General features: G+C 36.9%; 17 protein-coding genes. 12 read left to right on the top strand and 5 right to left on the bottom strand.

Going from position 1 to position 22,222, the window contains the following annotated elements:
* Window positions 1-113: 113 nt before the first annotated feature.
* From AC07XN_RS11110 to AC07XN_RS11095, 4 genes are all read left to right on the top strand, one after another.
* Window positions 114-806: an NUDIX hydrolase gene (locus AC07XN_RS11110; RefSeq protein WP_309912967.1), complete on the top strand. Its 693-nt coding sequence runs from the start codon at window positions 114-116 to the stop codon at window positions 804-806.
* 72 nt (window positions 807-878) lie between these two features.
* Window positions 879-1,718, top strand: a complete 840-nt coding sequence (prs, locus tag AC07XN_RS11105) for a ribose-phosphate diphosphokinase (protein ID WP_494743118.1) — start codon at window positions 879-881, stop codon at window positions 1,716-1,718.
* Window positions 1,702-2,085 carry an HAD family hydrolase gene (locus AC07XN_RS11100; RefSeq protein ID WP_494743117.1) on the top strand — a complete coding sequence of 128 codons (384 nt, stop codon included), beginning with the start codon at window positions 1,702-1,704 and terminating at the stop codon, window positions 2,083-2,085. Before prs ends, AC07XN_RS11100 begins: the two co-directional genes overlap by 17 nt.
* A gap of 4 nt (window positions 2,086-2,089) precedes the next feature.
* Complete coding sequence (locus tag AC07XN_RS11095) at window positions 2,090-3,538, top strand: nicotinate phosphoribosyltransferase (protein ID WP_494743116.1); 1,449 nt, start codon at window positions 2,090-2,092, stop codon at window positions 3,536-3,538.
* A gap of 54 nt (window positions 3,539-3,592) precedes the next feature.
* Here the strand turns inward: AC07XN_RS11095 and AC07XN_RS11090 are convergent, their stop codons facing one another.
* The 3 genes from AC07XN_RS11090 to AC07XN_RS11080 all read right to left on the bottom strand — a co-directional run bounded on the left by AC07XN_RS11090 (window position 3,593) and on the right by AC07XN_RS11080 (window position 6,870).
* A complete protein-coding gene (locus tag AC07XN_RS11090) occupies window positions 3,593-4,450 on the bottom strand; it encodes a sugar phosphate isomerase/epimerase family protein (RefSeq protein WP_494743115.1) in 858 nt (285 codons plus the stop codon).
* Between the two features lie 20 nt (window positions 4,451-4,470).
* A complete protein-coding gene (locus AC07XN_RS11085; RefSeq protein WP_494743114.1) occupies window positions 4,471-5,589 on the bottom strand; it encodes a TolB family protein in 1,119 nt (372 codons plus the stop codon).
* A 162-nt stretch (window positions 5,590-5,751) separates the two neighbouring features.
* Window positions 5,752-6,870, bottom strand: coding sequence for a glycoside hydrolase family 26 protein (locus tag AC07XN_RS11080; RefSeq protein ID WP_494743113.1), 1,119 nt, complete (start codon window positions 6,868-6,870; stop codon window positions 5,752-5,754).
* 197 nt (window positions 6,871-7,067) lie between these two features.
* Between AC07XN_RS11080 and AC07XN_RS11075 the strand changes: the two genes are divergently transcribed.
* The 8 genes from AC07XN_RS11075 (at window position 7,068) to AC07XN_RS11040 (ending at window position 20,170) form a co-directional block, all read left to right on the top strand.
* Window positions 7,068-7,625, top strand: a complete 558-nt coding sequence (locus tag AC07XN_RS11075) for an RNA polymerase sigma factor (protein ID WP_309912988.1) — start codon at window positions 7,068-7,070, stop codon at window positions 7,623-7,625.
* Between the two features lie 86 nt (window positions 7,626-7,711).
* Window positions 7,712-8,716 carry a FecR family protein gene (locus AC07XN_RS11070; RefSeq protein ID WP_494743112.1) on the top strand — a complete coding sequence of 335 codons (1,005 nt, stop codon included), beginning with the start codon at window positions 7,712-7,714 and terminating at the stop codon, window positions 8,714-8,716.
* Between the two features lie 318 nt (window positions 8,717-9,034).
* The gene (locus AC07XN_RS11065; protein WP_494743111.1) at window positions 9,035-12,385 is read left to right on the top strand and encodes a TonB-dependent receptor; all 3,351 of its coding nucleotides are present in this window, start codon (window positions 9,035-9,037) and stop codon (window positions 12,383-12,385) included.
* Between the two features lie 88 nt (window positions 12,386-12,473).
* Entirely contained in the window at window positions 12,474-13,907 is a 1,434-nt protein-coding gene (locus tag AC07XN_RS11060; RefSeq protein WP_494743110.1) for a RagB/SusD family nutrient uptake outer membrane protein, read from the top strand.
* A gap of 113 nt (window positions 13,908-14,020) precedes the next feature.
* A complete protein-coding gene (locus AC07XN_RS11055; protein ID WP_494743109.1) occupies window positions 14,021-15,133 on the top strand; it encodes an acyltransferase family protein in 1,113 nt (370 codons plus the stop codon).
* Window positions 15,134-15,200: 67 nt separating this feature from the next.
* Window positions 15,201-17,447 (top strand): GH92 family glycosyl hydrolase, encoded by a 2,247-nt coding sequence (locus AC07XN_RS11050; RefSeq protein ID WP_494743108.1) that lies wholly within the window; start codon window positions 15,201-15,203, stop codon window positions 17,445-17,447.
* Window positions 17,448-17,780: 333 nt separating this feature from the next.
* Window positions 17,781-18,311: a gluconate 2-dehydrogenase subunit 3 family protein gene (locus AC07XN_RS11045; RefSeq protein ID WP_494743107.1), complete on the top strand. Its 531-nt coding sequence runs from the start codon at window positions 17,781-17,783 to the stop codon at window positions 18,309-18,311.
* Window positions 18,312-18,454: 143 nt separating this feature from the next.
* Window positions 18,455-20,170 (top strand): GMC oxidoreductase, encoded by a 1,716-nt coding sequence (locus tag AC07XN_RS11040; protein WP_494743106.1) that lies wholly within the window; start codon window positions 18,455-18,457, stop codon window positions 20,168-20,170.
* Between the two features lie 117 nt (window positions 20,171-20,287).
* Here the strand turns inward: AC07XN_RS11040 and AC07XN_RS11035 are convergent, their stop codons facing one another.
* Together AC07XN_RS11035 and AC07XN_RS11030 are read right to left on the bottom strand one after the other, a co-directional pair.
* Entirely contained in the window at window positions 20,288-21,202 is a 915-nt protein-coding gene (locus tag AC07XN_RS11035) for an SDR family oxidoreductase (RefSeq protein ID WP_494743105.1), read from the bottom strand.
* A gap of 257 nt (window positions 21,203-21,459) precedes the next feature.
* A complete protein-coding gene (locus tag AC07XN_RS11030; RefSeq protein WP_494743104.1) occupies window positions 21,460-22,170 on the bottom strand; it encodes a peptidylprolyl isomerase in 711 nt (236 codons plus the stop codon).
* Window positions 22,171-22,222 lie beyond the last annotated feature (52 nt).

Raw genomic sequence — 22,222 nt, 5'->3', positions numbered from 1 at the left:
AATAAATAATAGGTCGATTTAAAATCCTTTAATATAGCCAATGTATTAAATAGACACCTATTTAGCTCAGGAAATAATATGTAGATTTGCGTACACTTTACGCATAGATATAAATGGAGCTTGAACAGCATATTAAAATAGCAGTAGATGCAATCGTTTTTGGCTATACAGAAAACAGCCTCAATGTCCTGCTGGTAAAACAAAAATACGGTATTTTAAAAAACCAATGGGCATTGGTTGGGGGATTCGTACAAGACAATGAAACACTAAATAATGCCGTAAACAGAGAACTACAAGAAGAAGCAGGTATCAAAGTAAATTATTTAGAACAACTTTTCACTTTTGGAGACAAACTAGACAGAGATCCAAGATTTAGAGTCATTTCGGTAGCATATTTTGCTTTAGTGAACTCTAGCAAGCTTATTTTAAAAGCCGATACTGACGCTGAAGATGCAAAATGGTTTCCAATAAAAGAACTCCCTCCCTTAGCATTCGACCACGAAGAAATCTTACAGACTGCTCATCAACGCTTAAAAAACAAACTTACTTATCAGCCAATAGGCTTTGACTTACTTCCCAAAGAATTCCTTTTCTCAGATTTAGAAAACTTGTACTGCACCATCTTAGAAAAGGAAATAGATAGAAGGAATTTCAGAAAAAAAATATTAAGCTTTGGTATTATTGAAGAAACTGAAAAATTTTCTCCTAAAAAAAGTGGAAGACCTGCCAAGTTATTCAAGTTTAACAAACTCAAATACAACAAGTTAACAAACGAAGGATTCTTATTTGAAATTAATTTTGCGTAATTTTTACGCAAATATATTTGATTTCAATTTTTGAGCCCTATATTTGTGTAAAATATACGCAAATATGAAATTATGATACTCAATCTAGACAGTAATTTCAAACCATTAGATGGCGAAGAAATACAATTTGAAAGTTTTACATTTTCAGGCGGAGAACCTCACATTAAAATCAAAACAGATTTAGATACTCAAAAAGAAGTAGTTATTACCCATCGATTAAATTCATTCAATGATGTAGGATTGCTTTGCTTGGCAGTGGATGCTTTAAAGCGAATGGACATCGCTATTACTAAATTAATCATACCGTATTTTCCCTCAGCAAGACAAGACAGGGTAATGACAAAAGGCGAGCCTTTATCTGTTAAAGTATATGCTGACATCATCAATAATTTAGGCTTCAAAAAGGTAATTGTACTAGATGTACATTCAGACGTCACACCAGCATTATTGAATAACTGCGTAGCTATTTCAAATCATAATTTTATTAAACAGGTAATTGATAAAATTGGAAAAGATGTAAAATTGGTTTCTCCTGATGGTGGAGCATTAAAGAAAATTTATAAAGTTTCTGAATTTTTAGATGGCCTTGAAGTAGTAGAATGCAGTAAAAGTAGAGATATAGAGACAGGTAAATTAACAGGATTTAAAGTCTATGCTGAGGATTTAGGTGGAAGCGATTGCTTAATTGTTGATGATATTTGCGACGGTGGCAGAACGTTTATTGGGTTGGCGAGTGAACTAAAAAAGAAAAATGCTGGCAAGCTTTATTTGGCAGTAAGTCACGGTATTTTCAGTAAAGGATTTGAAGAATTGGAAAAACATTTTACCCATATCTTCACTACAAATTCTTTTAAAGAGTTAAGTCATACTTGTTTAACACAAATAAATTTAGACAATGGACTATTATCTTAATCCCAAAAACTCATTGAGTAGATTACTTGATGAATACAGAGCATATAAGTCGTTAGTGATAGCCTTTGATTTTGATGATACAGTTTATGATTTTCATAATAAAGGAAGACTTTACACTGATATGATTGCTTTACTCAAAAAGTTAAAATCAATTAATTGCTATTTGATTTGTTGGACTGGTCAAGAAGATATGGTATTTGTAAGCAATTACCTTAACCAAAATGGAATTCCATTTGATGCTATCAATGAAAATCCACCATTTCATCAATCAAAAAGTAAGAAAATTTATGCTAATGCATACTTAGATGACAGAGCTGGTCTGTTTCAAGTGTACAATGAATTAAAATATTTAACAGAAAACATTTAAAATTATGAATCCCCTATTATTGACAGATGGCTATAAAGTTGACCATCGCAGACAATATCCAACAGGAACAACTTTAGTTTATTCAAACTGGACACCCCGTAAAAGTAGAATTCAAGACATTGATCACGTTGTGTTTTTCGGATTACAATACTTCATAAAAAAATACATCTTAGAAGATTTTGAAACCTACTTTTTCAAACAGCCTAAAGAGAAAGTTATCAAAGAATACAGTCGTAGAATTAATAATTATTTAGGCGAGAATCAAGTTGGTACCAAACACATTGAGGATTTACACGATTTAGGGTATATCCCAATGGTAATCAAAGCATTACCTGAAGGCGTAAGCGTACCTATCAGAGTACCCATGTTCACCATGTATAATACCAAACCTGAATTCTTTTGGCTAACAAATTATTTTGAAACGCTCCTTTCTGCTGTCATTTGGATGCCTTGTACTTCTGCCACCATTGCCAAACAATATCGCAAAATATTGGATAAATATGCAAACGAAACATCTTCTATTCCAGAGTTTGTAGATTGGCAAGGGCATGATTTTTCAATGCGTGGCATGGCTGGAATTGAAGCGGGTGTGTCTTCTGCAAGCGGACACTTACTAAGTTTTACAGGAACAGATACCATTCCAGCGGTTGACTTTTTAGAAAAATATTATAATGCAGATTCAGATAATGAATTAATAGGAGGTTCAGTTGCTGCAACAGAACATTCTGTGATGTGCATGGGAACAACTGAAGGGGAATTAGCAACTTTTAAACGATTGATTTGTGATATTTATCCTCAAGGTATTGTTTCTATCGTTTCCGATACTTGGGATTTATGGAAAGTATTAACAGAATATTTGCCCGCATTAAAAAATGAAATATCAAGTAGAGCAGGAAAAGTGGTTGTAAGACCAGATAGCGGAGACCCTGTTGATATTATATGTGGAAACCCAAATGGCAAAAACGAACACGAAAGAAAAGGCGTTATAGAACTGCTATGGGATACTTTTGGGGGACAAATAAACGACAAAGGATATAAAGAGCTTATTCCACAGATTGGTGCTATTTATGGAGACAGTATAACTATTGACCGAGCAACACAAATTTGTGAACGACTCAAAGCTAAGGGTTTTGCCTCTACTAATGTAGTTTTAGGTATTGGTTCATACACCTATCAGTATAATACACGAGATACTTTCGGGTTTGCGATGAAAGCTACTTATGGTGAAGTTAATGACGAAGGAAGAGAGATTTTCAAAGACCCTATTACAGATGATGGCACCAAAAAATCTGCGAAAGGACTGATGAAAATCGAATTAGAAGATGGCACTTATAAACTTATTGACCAAGTAGATTGGGAAACTGAAAAACAAGGAGCATTGAAAGAAGTATTTAGAGATGGCGAGCTTTTAATAGACCAAACCTTAGCAGAAATAAGACAAAGAGTAAGATAAGTTATGATGATAATAGCAGTCACTCGCTTCAAGCGAGCGACTGCTATTTTATTATTAAAGTCCTTTCAAATACTGAATACTCAAAGGCACATTTTCTAATTCATGTTCGCTTTCATCTTCGATAAAGTAATGCTTGATGCCAATTTTTTTAGCTATTTTTAAGATGGCTGGCCAGTTGGCTTGTCCTGTTCCTAATACTACGTCGTTTTCTGCGGGAGTATGTCCTGATGAATCACCTATCACTCCTTTTTTCAAATCTTTTACGTGCATCAACTTCCAACGTGAGCCATATTTTTGTAATAATGCTTCTGGATTGGCCCCACCGTGGAGCGTCCATAAAACATCCATTTCAAAAGATACATAGGCGGGATTGGTATTCTTTACCATATAATCGAACAGTGTACCTCCCTCGTAAGGTCTGAATTCATAGCCGTGATCGTGATAACAGAAAGTTAGTCCGTTTTCTTTCAACACTTTTCCAGCATTATTGAAAACCTCCACTGCTTTTTTAACATCTTCAATAGTAAATTCATTGCCTTTATGAGGAATCCAAGCACACATGACAAACTTCGCTCCTAATGCCTTGGCATTATCCACAACTTCCTGCGGATTTTTCTCTAATTGTTCATAACTACACCCCGCCGAAGGAATACTGATACCTCTGTCATTGCAGAGCTTTTTATATTCTGTATTAGTCAACCCCTTCGCTCCACTACTTTCTAGTTCGGTTATGCCCATTGCTTGTATTTTATCCAACGTATTTTCGACAGAAACAGGGAAATGCTTACGGAAAGTATAAGCCTGTACTCCAAATGGAAAATTAAATAAAGGCTTTTTCTTTTGGGCAAAGGTATCTGTGATGTTAAGCAACAACATCAATGTAATTGCTATCAAGTAAGATTGTTTTTTCATGTTCATAAAATTGGGTTCTATTAATTAGAAATACTATTTGTAAAATTTAAAGACTTACTATCTGTCGACCAAATAAGCGAATTACTTGTACTTTGATTTCCATAAAAATGAGCAATAACCTTTGGTCCAATTCCACCCGTTAAAGGAATGATTCTGACCATGGCTTGTTTATACTGATTTACATTTTCGGTATCATTCGGAAAAGAAACAAAAGCCAACCATTTGCCATCTGGCGAAATAGTTGGAGCAGTATTCTGATACTCGTCGAAGGTTACTTGCTCCTTTTCTGAGCCATCAGCTTTCATTCGCCAGATTTGTGAATTGCCTTTGCTAAGTACAGAAGAATATTGAAGTTTCGCTCCTACTTTGGTTTCATTAATTACTTTACCCGTTACGGTATTGACTTCTGATGCTGAAAGATTTTCACATAAGCCATTGGTGATATTCACATTTGTTAAACGGGTTGGTAATGACTGTATTTTCTCTGTTTTTGATGCATTATAGACTGGCTTATCAATGCGAACATTCCATATTTTAGCTTCATCAATCGCTAGTGAATCATGCGAACAAACATACAATCCAGCTAAAACAGCATCTTTCATTTCTGAGGTGTACGAACCAACCGTTTGCAAAGGTTCCCCTTGATGCGCTACTCTCATCGTAATTTTCTTTCCTACTCTTTCTAACTGCACCACTTCAAAGCCTTTCTTTGTAAAAAAGATTTCATCTTCAGGGTCACGCATATAAGCCCCACGCAATACTCTCCATTGCATCACTGTCAAGCCATCTCCATGCGATACTGCACTGACATGAGCAGCGGACTCATCCGCAGACTCCCGAATCATCCATCCGTATTTACGGTGATTGTTGCCTTTATCACCGATGAATTCAAAATTAGCGGTCAATACAAAATCACCTTTTAGCTTTTGATACAAATATTGAAATTCATCTCGATTGAACCAGATATTATAACCTGCTCCCTTGACATAATAAGTCTGTGTGACTTCATCATAACGTACTGAACCTGCAATCTTAGGCTTCCCAACGTCGCCATGATTATGAAAAATTCCGACTGGAGTATTTTGCGAAAAGCCAAAATAACTACAACATAGTAGACAAAAAGTAATATAGATTTTCATAGTGAATAAATTGAATATATGAGAGAATGGTAATATAAAATTAAGGGTTGTGAATTGTGAGTGATGAGTTGTGATTTGTCATTGAGATTTGAAATATTAATGTACATCTCTTTAATCTTCAATACAACGTAATCTACTTTACATAGATTATTCACTTATCAATCAGTGCTTTTTGCCATACACATCTTTTAAATCATTTTCAAAAAGTGTGTAAGGGTCATTGTAAAATTTCAGGAAGTCTGGCACACTTACTTGCTCTGGAAACGGGGCATAAAAGTGTGTTGGACTTTTACTATCATTTCGCCAAACTAACACATAGGCTAAATTCATCTTTTCGGATTTAAGTGCCTTCAATAACGTCTCAGTCCACCAAGTAGGATTCGGAATGGACTCTAACCCTGTTTCAGTAAAAGCAGCCAATTTATTGGCCTTTTTGGCATAATCAGCTACAATTTTCAGCTTTTTCACGCCCGTTTGAATATCATACTTGCCATTTCTACCAAAGTCGGCATAGTTGTCCATTCCTACCATATCTACCCAAGCATCACCAGGGTAACGGTCTAGAAATTCTTTTTCTGTATGAAATTTACAGTCGGGTGAAAAGGCATAAATGAAATTATGAACATCCAGACTATCACGCAGATAAGTAACCGTAAATTGCCAAACAGATATAAAGTCTTCACGAGAACAATGAGATTTTCCCCACCAAAACCAATCTCCGTCAAATTCATGATAAGGTCTGAAAATCATAGGTGCTAACGTGCCATCCTGCCCTTTTACCGATTTAGCAAAATCAGCTATTGTCTTCAAGATTTCTTTATAGGCTTCATGATACGACCCTCCGGGCTTTATCAATGCGATAGAAGCTACCGAAACAGAGTCGTTCCAATAAAAACCACCTTTGGATGCAGGATTAGAAAAATGCCAAGCTACCGTAGTTATTCCTCCACGATGATAGGTATCCACTACATTTTTCCTTAATAACTCAGCTGTTTTAGCAATTTGTGCAGAAGGTCTACCCGACAATCCACTTAAATCTACACCAATGACAGCTGGATGTGACCCTGTTACAGATTTTACATCCGAACGGTTTTCGTCACCAAACCATCCATGTCCGTACTCAGTGGCATGTTGATGCCCAAAAAGAATATTTTTCTTGGAAATTTTTGCTAAGCTTTGGTATAAGGCTTTGGTTTCGTTAGTGGCTTTATTATCAATTTGCCCATAGCTAAATTCGACAAATACGATACTTAATAAAAGTAAAATGAATAACTTTTTCATGTTTCAAAATTTAAAATTGAGTGAATTATGTATTATTCATAAAAATATCGCGTAGAAATGCACATTCTACCCTTTTCTGAGTGTAAGCAGGACAGCAAAGCACCTTAAATTGTATTTTAAAAATATTTTTTAAAATCATTTAGGGATTTTAGCGACTTGTTTGACTATACATCAAATATCGATTCCGGAACAATCACATGAAGCATTCTCAACTAAGTGACGAACAACTGATAGACTTTCTGAAAAGGGACGACAAAAAGGCCTTTGAGGAAATCTACCATCGTTATTGGTACAAACTTTTTGGTGTTGCCTATCACGAAACTGGCACAAAAGAGGAAGCTGAAGAGCTTGTACACGACTTGTTTGAAAGTCTTTGGCTAAAAAGAGAGCATTTAAACATTCGATTCTTGAGTGCTTATTTGGTAGTAGCTATCAAGCATCTAACGACTAACTATATCAAGTCGCAAATCACTAATAGGAAGTTTCAAGAGTATATTATTTTTCACGAAATACAGCAGTCTTTCTCAACCGAAGAAATTGTACATTTTGCAGATTTATCAAAAGCAGTGGATGAAGCCTTAAAGAAATTACCAGAAAAAACCTGTGAAGTATTTAAGATGAGTCGATTTGAAAACCAATCGGTAAAAGACATCGCACTACGCTTAGACCTCAGCGAAAAAGCCGTAGAATATCATATCACTAAATCGCTAAAAGTACTAAGAGAGAATTTAAAGGTGTATCATTCAGATAACTAAACATTCACTTTTAAAGCATATTAAACTCGATTCAACGCCTAGCATTTGATAAATCAACTCCATACTTGCAGAAAAATTCACGAAAGATGAACCAATACGATTTCGATAAATTATTAGAAAAATACCTTGACGGAGATTGCACGACAGAAGAAGAGGCGATGATAAAGGAATGGTCCGACAATATGTTGAAACATAGTGAACTGAGATTGAGCCCTTCTGAAAAAAATAATATTGAACACCACCTTTGGGAAAGAATCCAACACAGTTTGTTTCCTAACAAAGTAATTTCTGGTCGCTTTAAATGGACGGCTATTGCTATTGCCGCTTCATTGATGATTGGCATTTTCGGACTATTCTATTATCAGAAAACTACTGCTTATACAAGCTCATTTACCGAAAGTATAGATAGCAACTTAGGCGTAATTGAAGTAAAAAACACCTCTTCTAAATCTCAAAAAATTAAACTAGAAGACGGTAGCGAAATTGTATTGAAAGCCGCTAGTAGTATTAGTTATCCAGAACACTTTAATGATAAAAACCGCAATGTGTATTTGAAAGGAGAAGCTTTTTTTAAGGTAAAGCGAAATCCATCAAAACCATTCATTGTGCATACCCGCGATTTGGTTACAGAAGTACTTGGAACAAGTTTCACCATTAAATCTTACGATGATTCAAAAGCGATTGAGGTGTTGGTGGTAACGGGAAGGGTTTCTGTTTATGAAAATTCAGAAAAAACAGGCACTCATAAAAACGGGGTAATTTTGACGCCTAATCAAAAAATCACTTTTGATAAAGAAACAAAAAAAATAATTCCTAGTCTGGTTGAAAACCCAATCATTGTAAACACGCCAGCCACTACGTTAGATTTTATTTTTGACGAAACACCCCTTACCGAAGTACTCAATCGCTTGAAAGAAGCATATCAAATTGAATTTGTCATTGAAAATCATGAGTTAAACAAATGTGTATTCACGGCAGATTTGAATGAAATTCCATTGCACAGCCAGCTTGATTTAATCTGTAAATCCATCAACGCTACTTACGAACAGCGTGGAACGGTGATTTTTGTGAATGGCGTGGGCTGTCAATAAGCTGTTAGCCTTGAGCTATCAGCTTTGAGCAATGAGCTGTTAATCATTCAATTATCTTTTGGATAAAACCTAAAAAGGTCATGACTAAAAATTTTGTTGCTCAAAGCTCACGGCTCATTACTTAAAGCTAAAAATAACTCAAAACTCTTAATTCCCATTAACTCCATGAAAACATAGTAGTTGCTTTCACAAGAAAAAGCCGATAATGTTACGAGCATTACCGGCCTTAGAAACCCCACCAAACGCCAATTCGGTGGCATCGCAACGATGCTTAGGGTTTGTTTTTCCACATTTCACAGTTTAAAAACAGTTAAAAGTATGAAAAAAAAATTATCATTTAAAAAGATTCTCTCCAAAGCGATGCGAATTACCATTACTCAACTATTCCTTTCGATTATCTGTTGCGGGATTTCTCTCGCAAACAGTGCTTTTTCGCAAGAGGTACTCAATAAAAGTATTACGCTAAGAACTGGGTCGAGTACTATTAAAAAGGTATTATTCCAGCTAGAGAAGAAAGCAGATGTTAAGTTTGTCTATAGCCCAAATGCCATTCAGGCAGGGCAAATTGTGTCTTTCAATTTTACTGAAGATAAATTATCGAAGGTTTTAGAAGACCTTCTTACACCCTTAAACATTTCGTATGAAGTAATCGATAATCGTATTCTTCTTCGCAAAAAAGCTGTTGCTGAAAGAGAAAACATTCAATCGCTCATCCCAAACGAAATAATCGCCGAACAAACAATCAGCGGAACCATCACCGATGAAAAAGGGCAAGCACTACCAGGAGTTTCGGTATTGGTCAAAAATACAAATAGAGGTACTTCGACGGATACAAAAGGACAGTATAAAATTGCTGTACCCGACGGAAACAATACCTTGATTTTCTCTTTTGTTGGGTATCAGAAACAAGAAGTTGTAGTAAACGGTCGCTCGGTAATCAACGTATCGATGTTAGTTGAAAACCAAAGTTTAGATGAAGTAGTAGTAGTAGGTTACGGTACTCAATCGCGTAAAAACTTGACAAGTGCTATTACGACTATCAAACCAGAAGATATGAACAGAGGAGCCATCAGTGATGTTGGCCAGTTATTACAAGGTAAAGTTCCAGGTTTAAACATTACGCGCAGTGGTGACCCTAACCGTGCGGCAGCTATTATTTTACGTGGTGCTTCTTCTCTTCGTGACGGTGCACAATCGCCATTATTCGTAATTGATGGCGTGCCAGGGGCTGATATTTCGTTGATTGCTCCTGATGATATTGCTACCATGGACATCCTAAAAGATGCTGCAGCAACGGCTATTTACGGTAACCGTGCTGCCAATGGCGTAATTATGGTAACTACCAAACGTGCTAGCAAAGGACAAATGCAGGTATCATATAGTTCATATATGGCAATAGATAAAGTATCTAAGCAATATGAAATGATGAATGCTACCCAATTGAAAGCATTCTTAACCAAAAATGGGCAAGCTTTATCCCCAGAAGATGATTTAGGTGCAAATACCAACTGGCAAGATGCTGTTCAGCGTAGTACAGCCATTAGCCAAAACCATAACATTTCGTTTGGTGGAGGTAACGAAAGTACCGTTTACAATGCCAGTATTAACTATTTCGATCAAGAAGGTATCATTAAATCAAGTGCTTTAAATCGTGTGGTAGCTCGTTTATCTATCGAACAAAAAGCATTTAACAATAATTTGAAATTGGGTTTATCAGTAACCAATTCAGTAAGTGATGCCAAATGGGTACCTTATAGAAATACGGTGTTAGCACAAATGCTAACCTATTTGCCTACTGTTCCTGTACGTAACGCTGATGGTTCATTTTATGATAACTTCAATCATACAAGTTATTACAACCCAGTGTCTTTGATTGAAAATGCACAAGAACGCTTGAAGTATAAAAGTTTAGTGGGTACTTTCTTTGGTCAGTTGAAACTACCATTGGGTTTTACTTATGATGTAAAATTTTCGTACCAAAATTTCCAGACCAACTATGGTGCTTATTACAATAGCTATTATACGCAATTCTATAATAACATTCGTAGCACGCCAGAACCTCCAGGAAACCCATCATTTATCAACTTAGTAGGTACTAATGGTTTGGCAACAAGAAACGCTTACCAGAATACTCAAAACCTTTTGGAGACTTTCCTTACTTGGGACAAGCAAATTGGCGACCACTCAATCAATGCAGTAGTAGGTTATTCTTGGCAAGAAAGCATCAATGGTGACGGTTTTCAGGCAACTAGTACAAACTTCCCAGTTGATGCCGTTGGATATAACAATTTAGGACTTGGTAACCCTTATGCGCTTAATTCATTCAGAGTAAACTATGGTGGTGATAATTATCAACAAGTACGTTTAATCTCAGATTTCGGACGTGTTAACTATAATTACAAAAACAAATACTTATTACAAGGGTCTATTCGTCGTGATGGTTCATCCGTATTCGGATTGAACAAACAGTGGGGGTACTTCCCAGCAGTAGGTTTTGCTTGGAGAGTTGACCAAGAAGCATTCATGGAAAAACAACAGGTTTTCAGTGAATTAAAATTACGTCTTAGTTATGGGGTAACGGGTAACTCGTTAGGTTTCAGCCCATATACTACTAAATTAATCTACGGAAATGTTGGAACATTTTATTACAATGGTTCACAACAAGCAGCGATTGGTGCATTACAAAACGAAAACCCTGATTTAGGTTGGGAAAAAACGGCAACTTCGAACCTTGGTATCGACTTCTCGGTGGCTAAAGGAAAAATTAGTGGTACTGTTGAAGTTTACAACAAAAAGACTTCTGACTTAATCTGGACTTATCCTGTAAGTACGGTGTTGTATCCAAATGGTTCTTTAACGGCCAATGTGGGAGAAATGAGTAACAAAGGCTATGAAGTTACCTTGAATGCTAGCCCTGTAAAAACGAAGAATTTCTCGTGGAATACTACTTTTAACTTAGCACATAACGAAAACAAAATCTTAAGTCTTTCAAATGCTTCATTAAAAACTGACTCAGTGAAAATCGTTCAACCAGATGGTGGCGGACAAACGGGTGAAACCATTCAGTTGATTGTAGCAGGACAGCCAATTGGTCAGTTTTATACTTACGAATATGCTGGTAAAGATGCCAATGGTGTATCACAATATTATAATGCCAAAGGTGAGTTGACTACCAAACCAGTAAGCGTAAAAGACTACAAGGCATTAGGCAATGCTCAGCCTAAATTATTATTAGGTTGGTCAAACAATTTCACTTACAAAAACTTGGATTTGAATATCTTCATGAGAGCGGTATTAGGCAACAAAATCATGAACGTGACGCGTGCAGATTTGTTCAGACCAAGTACTGCCAGATTCACCAATATTCCTATTGAAGTAGCCGAAGAATCAGCTAACGACTATAATTCTTATCGTTATTCATCTCGTTTCATAGAAGATGGAAGCTACTTACGTTTAGATAATGCTACTTTGGGTTATTCATTCAAGAATATTACCAAAAATATCAAACGCATCCGTTTATATGCTTCGGTAAACAATTTGTTTGTGATAACAGGCTACAAAGGTATCGACCCAGAAATCAATCAAGGGGGCGTAGCACCGGGGGTTGACTCGAATAATTTTTACCCTAAAACCCGTACATTCTTATTTGGGTTATCGGCTTCTTTCTAAGAACACTTTAAAGATTATTTAAACAATGCGAATGAGACTTATTGAGGTAAATGAAAGCATTGTCTAAAAAAATTAATTTTCGAAACAGATGAAAAACATACTTAAATTTATAATCACCATAGCAAGTATGGCTGGACTAATGTCCTGTCATGACTTAGACATTCCTGTAACAACGGAATTAACACCTGAGATTTTCCCGCAGACGCCAACACAATTTATTCAGGCAGCAGGACCAACTTATAATTCGTTCAGACAAAGCTTTGCAGTAGAATATTGGTTCTTACAATCATTGAGTACTGACGAAGCTATTTTGCCTGCTCGTGGAGGAAACTGGTATGATGGTGGTCGTTATGAACAACACCATAAACACACTTGGAACCCCGACAACGCTCACGTACAAGGCTCTTGGACTTGGTTAACTACGACTATCAGTACAAGTAATCAAAACATCTTTTTGATTTCAAAAGCGCCAGAATCTCCCGCTAAATCGACGAGTTTGGCAGAATTAAGAACCATGCGTGCGTTGTGTTATTTCATGATGATGGACTTATGGGGAAATGTACCTATCTCGACAAAGTTTGGTGATACAACCGTTGCTAAAACCACTCAAAGAGCAGATGTCTTTAAATTTATTGAAAAGGAGTTACAAGAAAGTCTACCTAACCTGAGTACTGTTGTTGGTCAAGAAACGTATGGTCGTCCGAATAAATACACTGCTTATGCTATCTTGGCTAAGATGTATCTCAATGCAGAAGTGTATACAGGAACTGCTCGTTGGAGCGACGCTATCACAGCTTGTGATAACATCATCAGTTCTGGTAAATATGCTATCGAAAGCGATTATCGTAAAATGTTTTTTGTAAACAATGGTCCACAAATCAAGGAGTTTATTTTTGCTATTCCTTACGATGCCTCCGCCCCGAATGGTTATATGTTTTATGCCCGATACTCCATGCCGAGGTCATTACGTGCAACCAAACAAGGTTATGACGAAGATTATAAAGGTGCAGATGCTGGGGCAGCTTTAACGTATCAAGTAGATATTACTCCTGATATTATCATTAAAAAACCTGCTAGTTTTGATTTAGGGAATGATGAAAAAGCTTGGAACATGGGTTATCGCAACAATAAATTCTATGCTGATAGTACTTCGGCTACTAGAAACCAAAACAACGATGTACCTATTTTCAGATATGCCGATATATTATTGATGAAAGCTGAGGCAATCTTGAAAGGTGGCACTGCAACGAATGGTCAAACGGCTATTTCTTTAGTGAATGAAGTAAGGAGTAAGCGTACAACTTCTACTCCTTGGACTTCAGTAACATTGCAACAACTTTATGAAGAAAGAGCCAGAGAATTTGCTTGGGAAACTTGGCACCGTAACGATATGATTCGTTTTGGTAAATATGAAGGTACATGGGGGGTGAAAACCGATACAGATCCTAAAAAACGCCTTTTCCCAATCCCGACAAATGCTTTACAATTAAATAAATCATTAACTCAAAATCCGGGTTACTAAGATTTAGTTGATTATGCTTACTTTATCAATAGCTTTGTATCAAAGAATTTTTCTTGGTGCAAAGCTATTGTTTTCAAGAGCCATTATGAAAATGTAAATTGTATCCCTTTATTATGCAAAAGAGTAATCCTTCATCGCGTTTACAATCACTTGATACCCTCAGAGGCTTTGATATGTTTTGGATTATAAGTGGCGAAGGCTTAATTCATGAATGGGCAAAAGCCTCTGACAGCACGGCTATCAATTGGATGTCTAGCCAATTACACCACTCAGATTGGAACGGCTTTACCTTTTATGATTTGATATTTCCATTGTTTATTTTTATTGCTGGTATTTCTATGCCTTATAGTATTGGCAAACAATTAGCCAATCAACATGCTAAAAAGCAGATATTAAAAAGCTTATTCAAAAGAGCCTTCATCCTGATTATTCTTGGTACCATCGTCAATGGGCTATTCAAATGGCAAGGGTATGAAAACACACGCATTGCCAGTGTGCTAGGCAGAATCGCCCTTTCTTGTCTATTCGCAGGAATTATTTTTATTTATACAGACCTCAAAACGCAAATCTTTATTTTCTTCGGTATTCTCATTAGCTATTTTTTACTAATGAACTATGTTTCCGTACCCGATTTTGGTGCTGGCGTTTTGACCAAAGAAGGCAATTTATCCGCTTATCTAGACCGTCTCTTTTTACCCGGAAAACTTCATCGAAAGGTTTATGACCCTGAAGGATTGTTATCAACCTTACCTGCTATTTGTAATGCATTATTAGGAATCTTTACAGGAAAACTTTTACAATCAACCTCTATCGCAGGGTTTAAAAAAGTAGCAATAATGTCAGCTAGTGGTATTATTTGTATTTTATTAGCTTACCTCTGGAATCCATTTTTTCCGATTAATAAAATCATGTGGACAAGCTCATTTGTACTTTGCTCAGGTGGTTTTAGTTTACTGTTTATGAGTGTCTTTTATTTAGTGATAGACGTACTAGCTATCAAGTTTTGGATAATTCCGTTCGTTTGGATTGGTATGAATTCCATTACCATTTACATGGCAGCTCATGGCTTAATTAACTTTGAGTCAACAGCCAATTATTTGTTTGGAGGATTAATTCAACACCTCAATACCCCGTGGCAACCTGTGGGATTAGCGACAGGAATTGTTTTGGTGCAGTTAGGCTTTCTGTATTTTTTATATCGCCAGAAATGGTTTTTGAAAGTCTAGAAAAATACCAACTTAACCTATTTTATAAAAATATTACCAAAAATCGAAGCAACATATTTTCAATAAAATGAGCAAAAGAAATATTCTTCTCGCTTTGTTATTTCCCTTAGCAAGCATAGCCCAAAAACAGCCCGCCGATTATGTAAATCCCCTCATTGGCTCAGCCCCTAGCACGACAGAAAGTGCTAAAAAACACAGTGAAGCAGGGTCGGAAATGAAAGGGCAAATTGTACCAGCCATTGGTGTGCCACAAGGCATGACCTCTTGGACACCCCAAACCAGTGCTACTGAATTAAAATGCATTCCTCCTTTTTATTATAACGATACTAAAATTCAGGGGTTTAGAGGAACTCATTGGATGAATGGTAGCTGTGTGCAAGATTATGGCAGTGTGACTATCATGCCAATGTCTGGAAAATTGAATGTGAATGCAACAGACAGAGGGAGCGATTTCGACCGAAAAACTGAAATAGTAAAACCTTCTTATTATCAGGTAAACCTGAAAAAAGGGAATATCAAAGCCGAAATGACAGCCTTATCTCGTTCGGGATTTTTACAATTTACTTTTAGCCAACATCAGGATAATTATGTAGTGATTGAACCCAATTCAGACGAAGGGGAAGGTTTTGTAGAGGTTCATCCTGAAAAAAAAGAAATAGTTGGTTATAATCCCGTCCACAGGATTTATCAAGGTTTTGGTAAGCCCGCAGGGTTCAGTGGATACTTTGTTATTCAATTTGACCAAGCCTTTACAGATTATGGTACTTGGAAGAACAATGCTATAAATGCCAAATCTGTACAAGCACAAGGCAACGGACAAAAACAGGCTGTTGGGGCTTATGCACAATTCGGTAATAAAATCGTCAAAGTACGTATTGGTACTTCGTTTACTAGTTTGGAAGGAGCCCGAAAGAATCTTGAAGGTGAAATCAACCATTGGGCTTTTTCCAAAACACGTCAAACATCTAATTTAGCTTGGAATAAAGCCTTGAGTAAAATTCAAGTAAAAGGCACAGAGTATGATAAAACCTTATTTTATTCTGCGTTGTATCATACCAAACTGACACCCAGAATATTCTCGGATATTGATGGTTCTTATACTGGTTTTGCCGATGATGATAACATTTACCAAGCCAAAGGTTTTGATTATTATGAAGATTATAACCTGTGGGATACTTACAGGGCGGTGCATCCTTTGCATACTTTGCTAGAACCAAAAGTAACGGCAGATATGATGCAATCTTTAGTCAAAAAAGCAGAACAAGGTACTTGGTTGCCTATTTTTCCATGCTGGAATCATTATACTGCGGCCATGATTGGCGACCACGCCATTGCTGCCATTGGCGATGCCTACATCAAGGGCATCAAAGGTTTTGATATTAAAACGGCTTATCAATATATGCGTAAAAATGCTTTTGAAGTAAACACAAACCAAAATAGCTATGAAGAAGGCAAAGGAAGAAGAGCCTTGGCATCTTATTTAAAATACAATTATATCCCGCTCGAAGATTCCGTTTGGCAGGCTTTCCACAAAAGAGAGCAAGTTTCGCGTACTCTAGAATATGCTTATGATGATTTTGTATTAGCACAAGTAGCCCAAAAGCTGGGCGAGAAAGCTGATTATGAAACCTTGATGAAACGTGCTAAAAACTATCAAAATGTAATAGACCCACAAACTGGCTACGCTCGTGGTCGTTATGCTGATGGCAGTTGGATTGACAAATTTGACCCTTTTGCACAACGCAGTAGCTTCATTACCGAAGGCTCGCCTGCTCAATATACTTTTTACGTCCCCCAAGATGTGGAAGGCTTGATAAACCACATTGGTGGGCAAAAACGCTTTATAGAAAAATTGGATACCTTATTCGACCAAGGTTATTATTGGCATGGCAATGAACCCAACAATCAAATTGTATATTTATATCCTTTTGCTAATCAGGCTTGGAAAACACAGGCAAAAGTACGTCAGATTATCAAAGAAGAATACGATACTTCAGCAGGTGGAATGAGTGGCAACGAAGATGGCGGACAAATGTCAGCTTGGTTGGTTTTTAGTATGATGGGCTATTACCCCGTGTGTCCGGGTACGCCAAATTATGTGATTGGTAGCCCAACTTTTGATGAAACGACGCTTCAGTTGCCTAACGGAAAGCAATTTAAGATTATTGCTAAAGGCAATTCAGCAAAAACGCCATATATCCAATCGGCGACACTTAATGGAAAGCCTTTTACTGAAAAATTTATCACACACCAACAAATTATGGCAGGTGGTGTTTTAGTATTTACGATGAGCAGTAAGCCTAAAAGTCTATGAGTTTAAGGTTTATGAGTTTTGGGTTTAGAGGTTAATGTTTATGAGTTTAGAAGTTAAAGGTTTAAAGCTTAGAGAAATGCTAATGTTTATAAGTTTCAAAATCAAACTTTGTAGCCCTGAAAACATACTTATAAGCTCATAAACCTTAAACTCATAAACTCTAAACTCATCATCTCATAAACTCATAATAACACAGGTCAGAGTTAAACTATTTCAATAAAAACTTATATTCACCGTAATTTGATAACGTTTTTTTCTTTACTTTACTAAAAAGTATAAACTGCTGAGTACAACGTTTTTTAATAATCTAATAATCAATTATTTAACCAAAATATGAACCGTAGAGAAGCCGTCCAACGAGTTGCCCTTCTGATGGGAGGTGTGCTTTCTGCCCCTTTAATGGCAGGAGTAATGGGACAAATTATTAATACTGGCAACAGTGTAAGTGTGAGTCTTGAGCAAGAAGCGTTGCTTGCGGAGGTTGCTGATATTATTATTCCAACCACTGATACTCCTGGTGCGAAAGCTGCTGGCGCTGAAAAATTCATTGTGCGTGTCATGCGTGATTGTTATAAAAAAGAAGACCAAGAAAAATTCTATGCAGGTTTGGCAAAATTAGATGCTGATAGTAAAGCTAAATTTGGAAAAGGTTTTGTGGAATTAGATACTGCTCAGAAAAACGAGATGGTTAAACTAAGCACAACAACCGACAAGCCTTTCTTCTTAAGAATGAAAGAATTGACGGTAACTGGCTATTTTACCTCTGAAATTGGTGCTACTAAAGCGTTGGCATACCTTCCGATTCCGGGGAAATTCCAAGGTTGTGTACCGTTGAAGCTGGGACAAAAAGCATGGGCACTGTAAGTATGAGTGATGAATTGTGAGTGATGAGTTTTAAGCTTTGTTATCTAAATTCATCTGTCATTTCTCAAAATTATTACCAATTTTATTTTATAAAACAAAAAGCTGACTGCTAATAGCTAAAAGCTTAAAACTCATATCAGGAGATGTCAAATTTGAATATAGATGCAGTTAAAGGAATGACTTATGATGCCATTGTAATTGGTTCAGGCGTTTCTGGTGGTTGGGCTGCTAAAGAATTAACCGAAAAAGGCTTAAGAGTACTAATGCTTGAAAGAGGTAAGCAATTAGAACACGTTACTGGCTACGAAAACGCCATGAAAGACCCTTGGGAAATGAAATACAATGGTCGTTTAACAATAGAACAAAAAGAATCCCATCCAAAATTATCTCGTGATTATCCGTACAATGAAATGACGGAAAAATACTGGATGAATGATTCAGACTCATTATATAAAGAAGAAAAACGTTTTGACTGGTATCGTCCAAACATCGTTGGTGGTAAATCAATTATGTGGGGTCGTCAATCTTATCGTTTAAGTGACATCGACTTTGAAGCTAATTTAAAAGATGGTATCGCGGTTGACTGGCCAATTCGTTATAAAGATATTGCTCCTTGGTATTCATACGTTGAGAAATTTGCGGGGATTTCGGGTGAAAAGTTAGGTTTACCTCAATTGCCTGATGGCGAATTCCTTCCAGCAATGGAAATGTTCTGTGTAGAAAAAGAAGTGAAGCAACGTCTTGAGAAAAACTTCCCTGGTCGTAACCTTACAATGGGGCGTGTGGCTAACCTTTCAGCAGCGGCCAAAGAACAACTAGGTATTGGGCGTTCTTCTTGTCAATATCGTAACAAATGTTCTTTAGGTTGTCCGTTTGGGGCATATTTCAGTACGCAGTCTTGTACACTACCTCCAGCAGCTAAAACAGGTCGTCTGACTTTACGTCCTGATTCAATCGTAACTGAAATTATGTACGATGAAAATAAGAAAAAAGCGACGGGTGTACGTGTACGTGATGCTGTAACAATGCAAGACCGTGAGTATTTTGCGAAAATCATCTTTGTTTGTGGTAGTACTATCGGTTCTACTTCGTTAATGATGAACTCTGTGTCAAACCGTTTCCCTGAAGGTATGGGTAATGATTCTGGACAGTTAGGTCACAACTTGATGGATCACCACTTCCGTACAGGTGCTTCGGGTACATGGGAAGGCGATTTAGATAAATATTACTACGGACGTAGAGCAAACGGCATTTACATACCACGATACCGTAATATCGGTTCAGACAAACGTGATTACTTACGTGGTTTTGGTTACCAAGGTGGTGGAAGCCGTCAAGGCTGGCAACGTAACGTAGCTGAGCTTTCTTTTGGTGCAGACTACAAAAATGAAGTAACGCAACCAGGAGCATGGTCAATGGGCTTTAGTGGTTTCGGTGAGACTTTACCATATTACGAAAACAGAATGTTCCTTGATAAAACCACTAAAGATAAGTGGGGCTTGCCTGTAGTGGTGTTTGATGCTGACTTACGTGAAAACGAAAAGAAAATGCGTATCGATATGATGAACGATGCTAAAGAAATGTTGGAATCATCGGGTGTAAAAAATGTAAAAACGTATGATAATGGTTCTTACTTAGGAATGGCTATTCACGAAATGGGAACTGCCCGTATGGGACGCGACCCTAAAACTTCGGTATTGAATGCCCATAACCAAGTACACGCTGTGAAAAACGTATTTATGACGGATGGTGCGGCTATGACTTCTGCATCGTGTGTAAATCCATCGCTTACGTATATGGCACTTACAGCCAGAGCAGCAGATTTTGCGGTAAAAGAATTGAAGAAATTGAATCTTTAGTAATATTCAACTCAATAAAAATCCCTACAGGAATGATTTCTTGTAGGGATTTTTTTGTTGTTTGACGAACTAAACTCATGCCATGACTTGAAGTCATGGCATGAGTAAGCGAGTAAATTATAATAAAGCTTCTGTTTGCTCTGCCACAATTGCAATCCCCTCTTCAAAACTTACAGGATTATAGCCTAAAACGGAAATAGCTTTGTCTAAAATAAATCCTGTTCTCGGTGGGCGTTTGGCAGGTTGTGTGAAATTATTAGCATTAGCTGTACTAATGAGTGATTTATCTAAGTGAAAGAAATCTGCCGTTTTAATTGCCATTTCATAAGGTGTTAAAAAGTCTTTTCCAGAAATATGAAAAATCCCCTCTGCTTCTTTGTCAGTCATCAACCAACAGCCTTTGGCTAAATCTTCTGCCAAAGTGGGCGTGCGAAACTGGTCGGTTACTACTTTAATACTTTTACCTTCTTCCAACGATTTCTTTACCCATAAAATAATATTGCTTCGGCTCATATCCGAAACGATTCCGTATACCAAAACTGTTCTGGCAATACTCCAACGACATGTCGAACGCCTTACCACTTCCTCTGCTGCATACTTTGTCCAGCCATAATAACTTACTGGACTTGGTTGTGCTTCCTCCGAATACGGACCAGCACTCCCATCAAAAACAAAGTCAGTAGAAAGATGGCAAAGATAAATATTGTGTTTTTCGCAAGCCTCCACCAAATATTCAACAGCCTTTACATTCATTGCCCAACATAAATCTTTTTCAAATTCACACTGGTCAACATTCGTCATGGCAGCAGTGTGGATAATGGCATTAGGCTGAATCCTTTCAATTACCTCTACCACTTGTTCAGCATTCGTAATATCCATTTCCTGATATTCGTAACCATCTGTAAACGACAAACGATTGTTGCCACGGGCAGTAGCAATCAAATGAATATCAGCTTGATTCGCCAATAATGAAACCAATTTCTGCCCCAGTAGTCCATTAGACCCAGTAATGAGTATTTTCTTTTTTGACATTTCTCTTTATCTATTACTTTCTTAAGAAGAATTTTATTTTTATTAATTCCTTTAAATAAATTAATAAAATCATATGAAAACCATTTCTCGAAATTCCGCTGTTTGAGCGAAGCGAGTCGGTTCGCCGATGCGATTCGGAATTTCTTGACTTTCTTTTGCGGTCCGCCGCTGCGGTTACTTTTCTTTTGTCAAGAAAAGAAAAGTAAGATATGGAGAATAGAAGTTTTTTAAAATTCTCTAGTAAAATAAACATGGTATTACTCTCCAAACGTATATGCATACAATTTAGTAATCTTCTTTTTACGCATCTTTTTACAGGTAATTTTCATGGCAATATCTTTCAAAGGGCGATTATTCTTGTCCCTTGGCTGACGAGCCACTGAATCTATCACCCAAAGATTATCAATTACTTGTCCGAATACAGTATAATTACCATCTAAATGAGGTGTTCCACCAATGGTTTTATAAACATTTTTTTGTTCCTCAGTATAAATTCTCAAGGGGCTTCTCGCCATTTGTTTAGCTAAAGTTGAATCATTCCAAACCTGTCCTTGTACGATATAATACTGACAGCCCGAGGAGGCCTTTTCGGGATTATTATCACGAGCGGCAGCTATTACTCCTTTTTTATGAAACAATTCAGGCGTGATTTCCGCTGGCACTTTATAGCCCACATCACCATTACCGAGCAATTCTCCTGCTTTGGCATTTTTGGAATTTGGGTCACCTCCCTGAATCATAAATGTGTTGATAATCCGATGAAACAGTAATCCATCATAGAATTTATCATCTACTAGTTTCAAAAAATTCTTTTTGTGTTGGGGTGTTTCGTTGTGCAAAACAGCGTGCATTTCTCCGAAAGGAGTGCTAAAAGTAACAAGGTAGTCTTTTCTTTTACGCTGTGAAAAAGCTTGAAAAGTGATGATGGATGCGATAAAGTACAAGAGTATTTTTTTGTTTGAATTCATGTCAAACGATGAGAATTTAGTTGGATGAATGGATGAAAACTCAATATACTAT

This window comes from Arcicella sp. GW458-12-2-14-TSB2, assembly GCF_059423785.1.
The sequence above is the reverse complement of the archived record's forward strand: the minus strand, read 5'-3'. Positions and strand labels throughout refer to the sequence as shown.

Bases quoted from the DNA above. Each gene is read 5' to 3' on its own strand.
- AC07XN_RS11065 (WP_494743111.1), top strand. From the start codon at position 9,035: ATGAAAAAAAAATTATCATTTAAAAAGATTCTCTCCAAAGCGATGCGA.
- AC07XN_RS11075 (WP_309912988.1), top strand. From the start codon at position 7,068: ATGAAGCATTCTCAACTAAGTGACGAACAACTGATAGACTTTCTGAAA.
- AC07XN_RS11090 (WP_494743115.1), bottom strand. From the start codon at position 4,450: ATGAAAAAACAATCTTACTTGATAGCAATTACATTGATGTTGTTGCTT.
- prs (WP_494743118.1), top strand. From the start codon at position 879: ATGATACTCAATCTAGACAGTAATTTCAAACCATTAGATGGCGAAGAA.
- AC07XN_RS11085 (WP_494743114.1), bottom strand. From the start codon at position 5,589: ATGAAAATCTATATTACTTTTTGTCTACTATGTTGTAGTTATTTTGGC.
- AC07XN_RS11110 (WP_309912967.1), top strand. From the start codon at position 114: ATGGAGCTTGAACAGCATATTAAAATAGCAGTAGATGCAATCGTTTTT.
- AC07XN_RS11070 (WP_494743112.1), top strand. From the start codon at position 7,712: ATGAACCAATACGATTTCGATAAATTATTAGAAAAATACCTTGACGGA.
- AC07XN_RS11045 (WP_494743107.1), top strand. From the start codon at position 17,781: ATGAACCGTAGAGAAGCCGTCCAACGAGTTGCCCTTCTGATGGGAGGT.
- AC07XN_RS11035 (WP_494743105.1), bottom strand. From the start codon at position 21,202: ATGTCAAAAAAGAAAATACTCATTACTGGGTCTAATGGACTACTGGGG.
- AC07XN_RS11080 (WP_494743113.1), bottom strand. From the start codon at position 6,870: ATGAAAAAGTTATTCATTTTACTTTTATTAAGTATCGTATTTGTCGAA.
- AC07XN_RS11050 (WP_494743108.1), top strand. From the start codon at position 15,201: ATGAGCAAAAGAAATATTCTTCTCGCTTTGTTATTTCCCTTAGCAAGC.
- AC07XN_RS11055 (WP_494743109.1), top strand. From the start codon at position 14,021: ATGCAAAAGAGTAATCCTTCATCGCGTTTACAATCACTTGATACCCTC.
- AC07XN_RS11060 (WP_494743110.1), top strand. From the start codon at position 12,474: ATGAAAAACATACTTAAATTTATAATCACCATAGCAAGTATGGCTGGA.
- AC07XN_RS11100 (WP_494743117.1), top strand. From the start codon at position 1,702: ATGGACTATTATCTTAATCCCAAAAACTCATTGAGTAGATTACTTGAT.
- AC07XN_RS11095 (WP_494743116.1), top strand. From the start codon at position 2,090: ATGAATCCCCTATTATTGACAGATGGCTATAAAGTTGACCATCGCAGA.
- AC07XN_RS11040 (WP_494743106.1), top strand. From the start codon at position 18,455: ATGTCAAATTTGAATATAGATGCAGTTAAAGGAATGACTTATGATGCC.
- AC07XN_RS11030 (WP_494743104.1), bottom strand. From the start codon at position 22,170: ATGAATTCAAACAAAAAAATACTCTTGTACTTTATCGCATCCATCATC.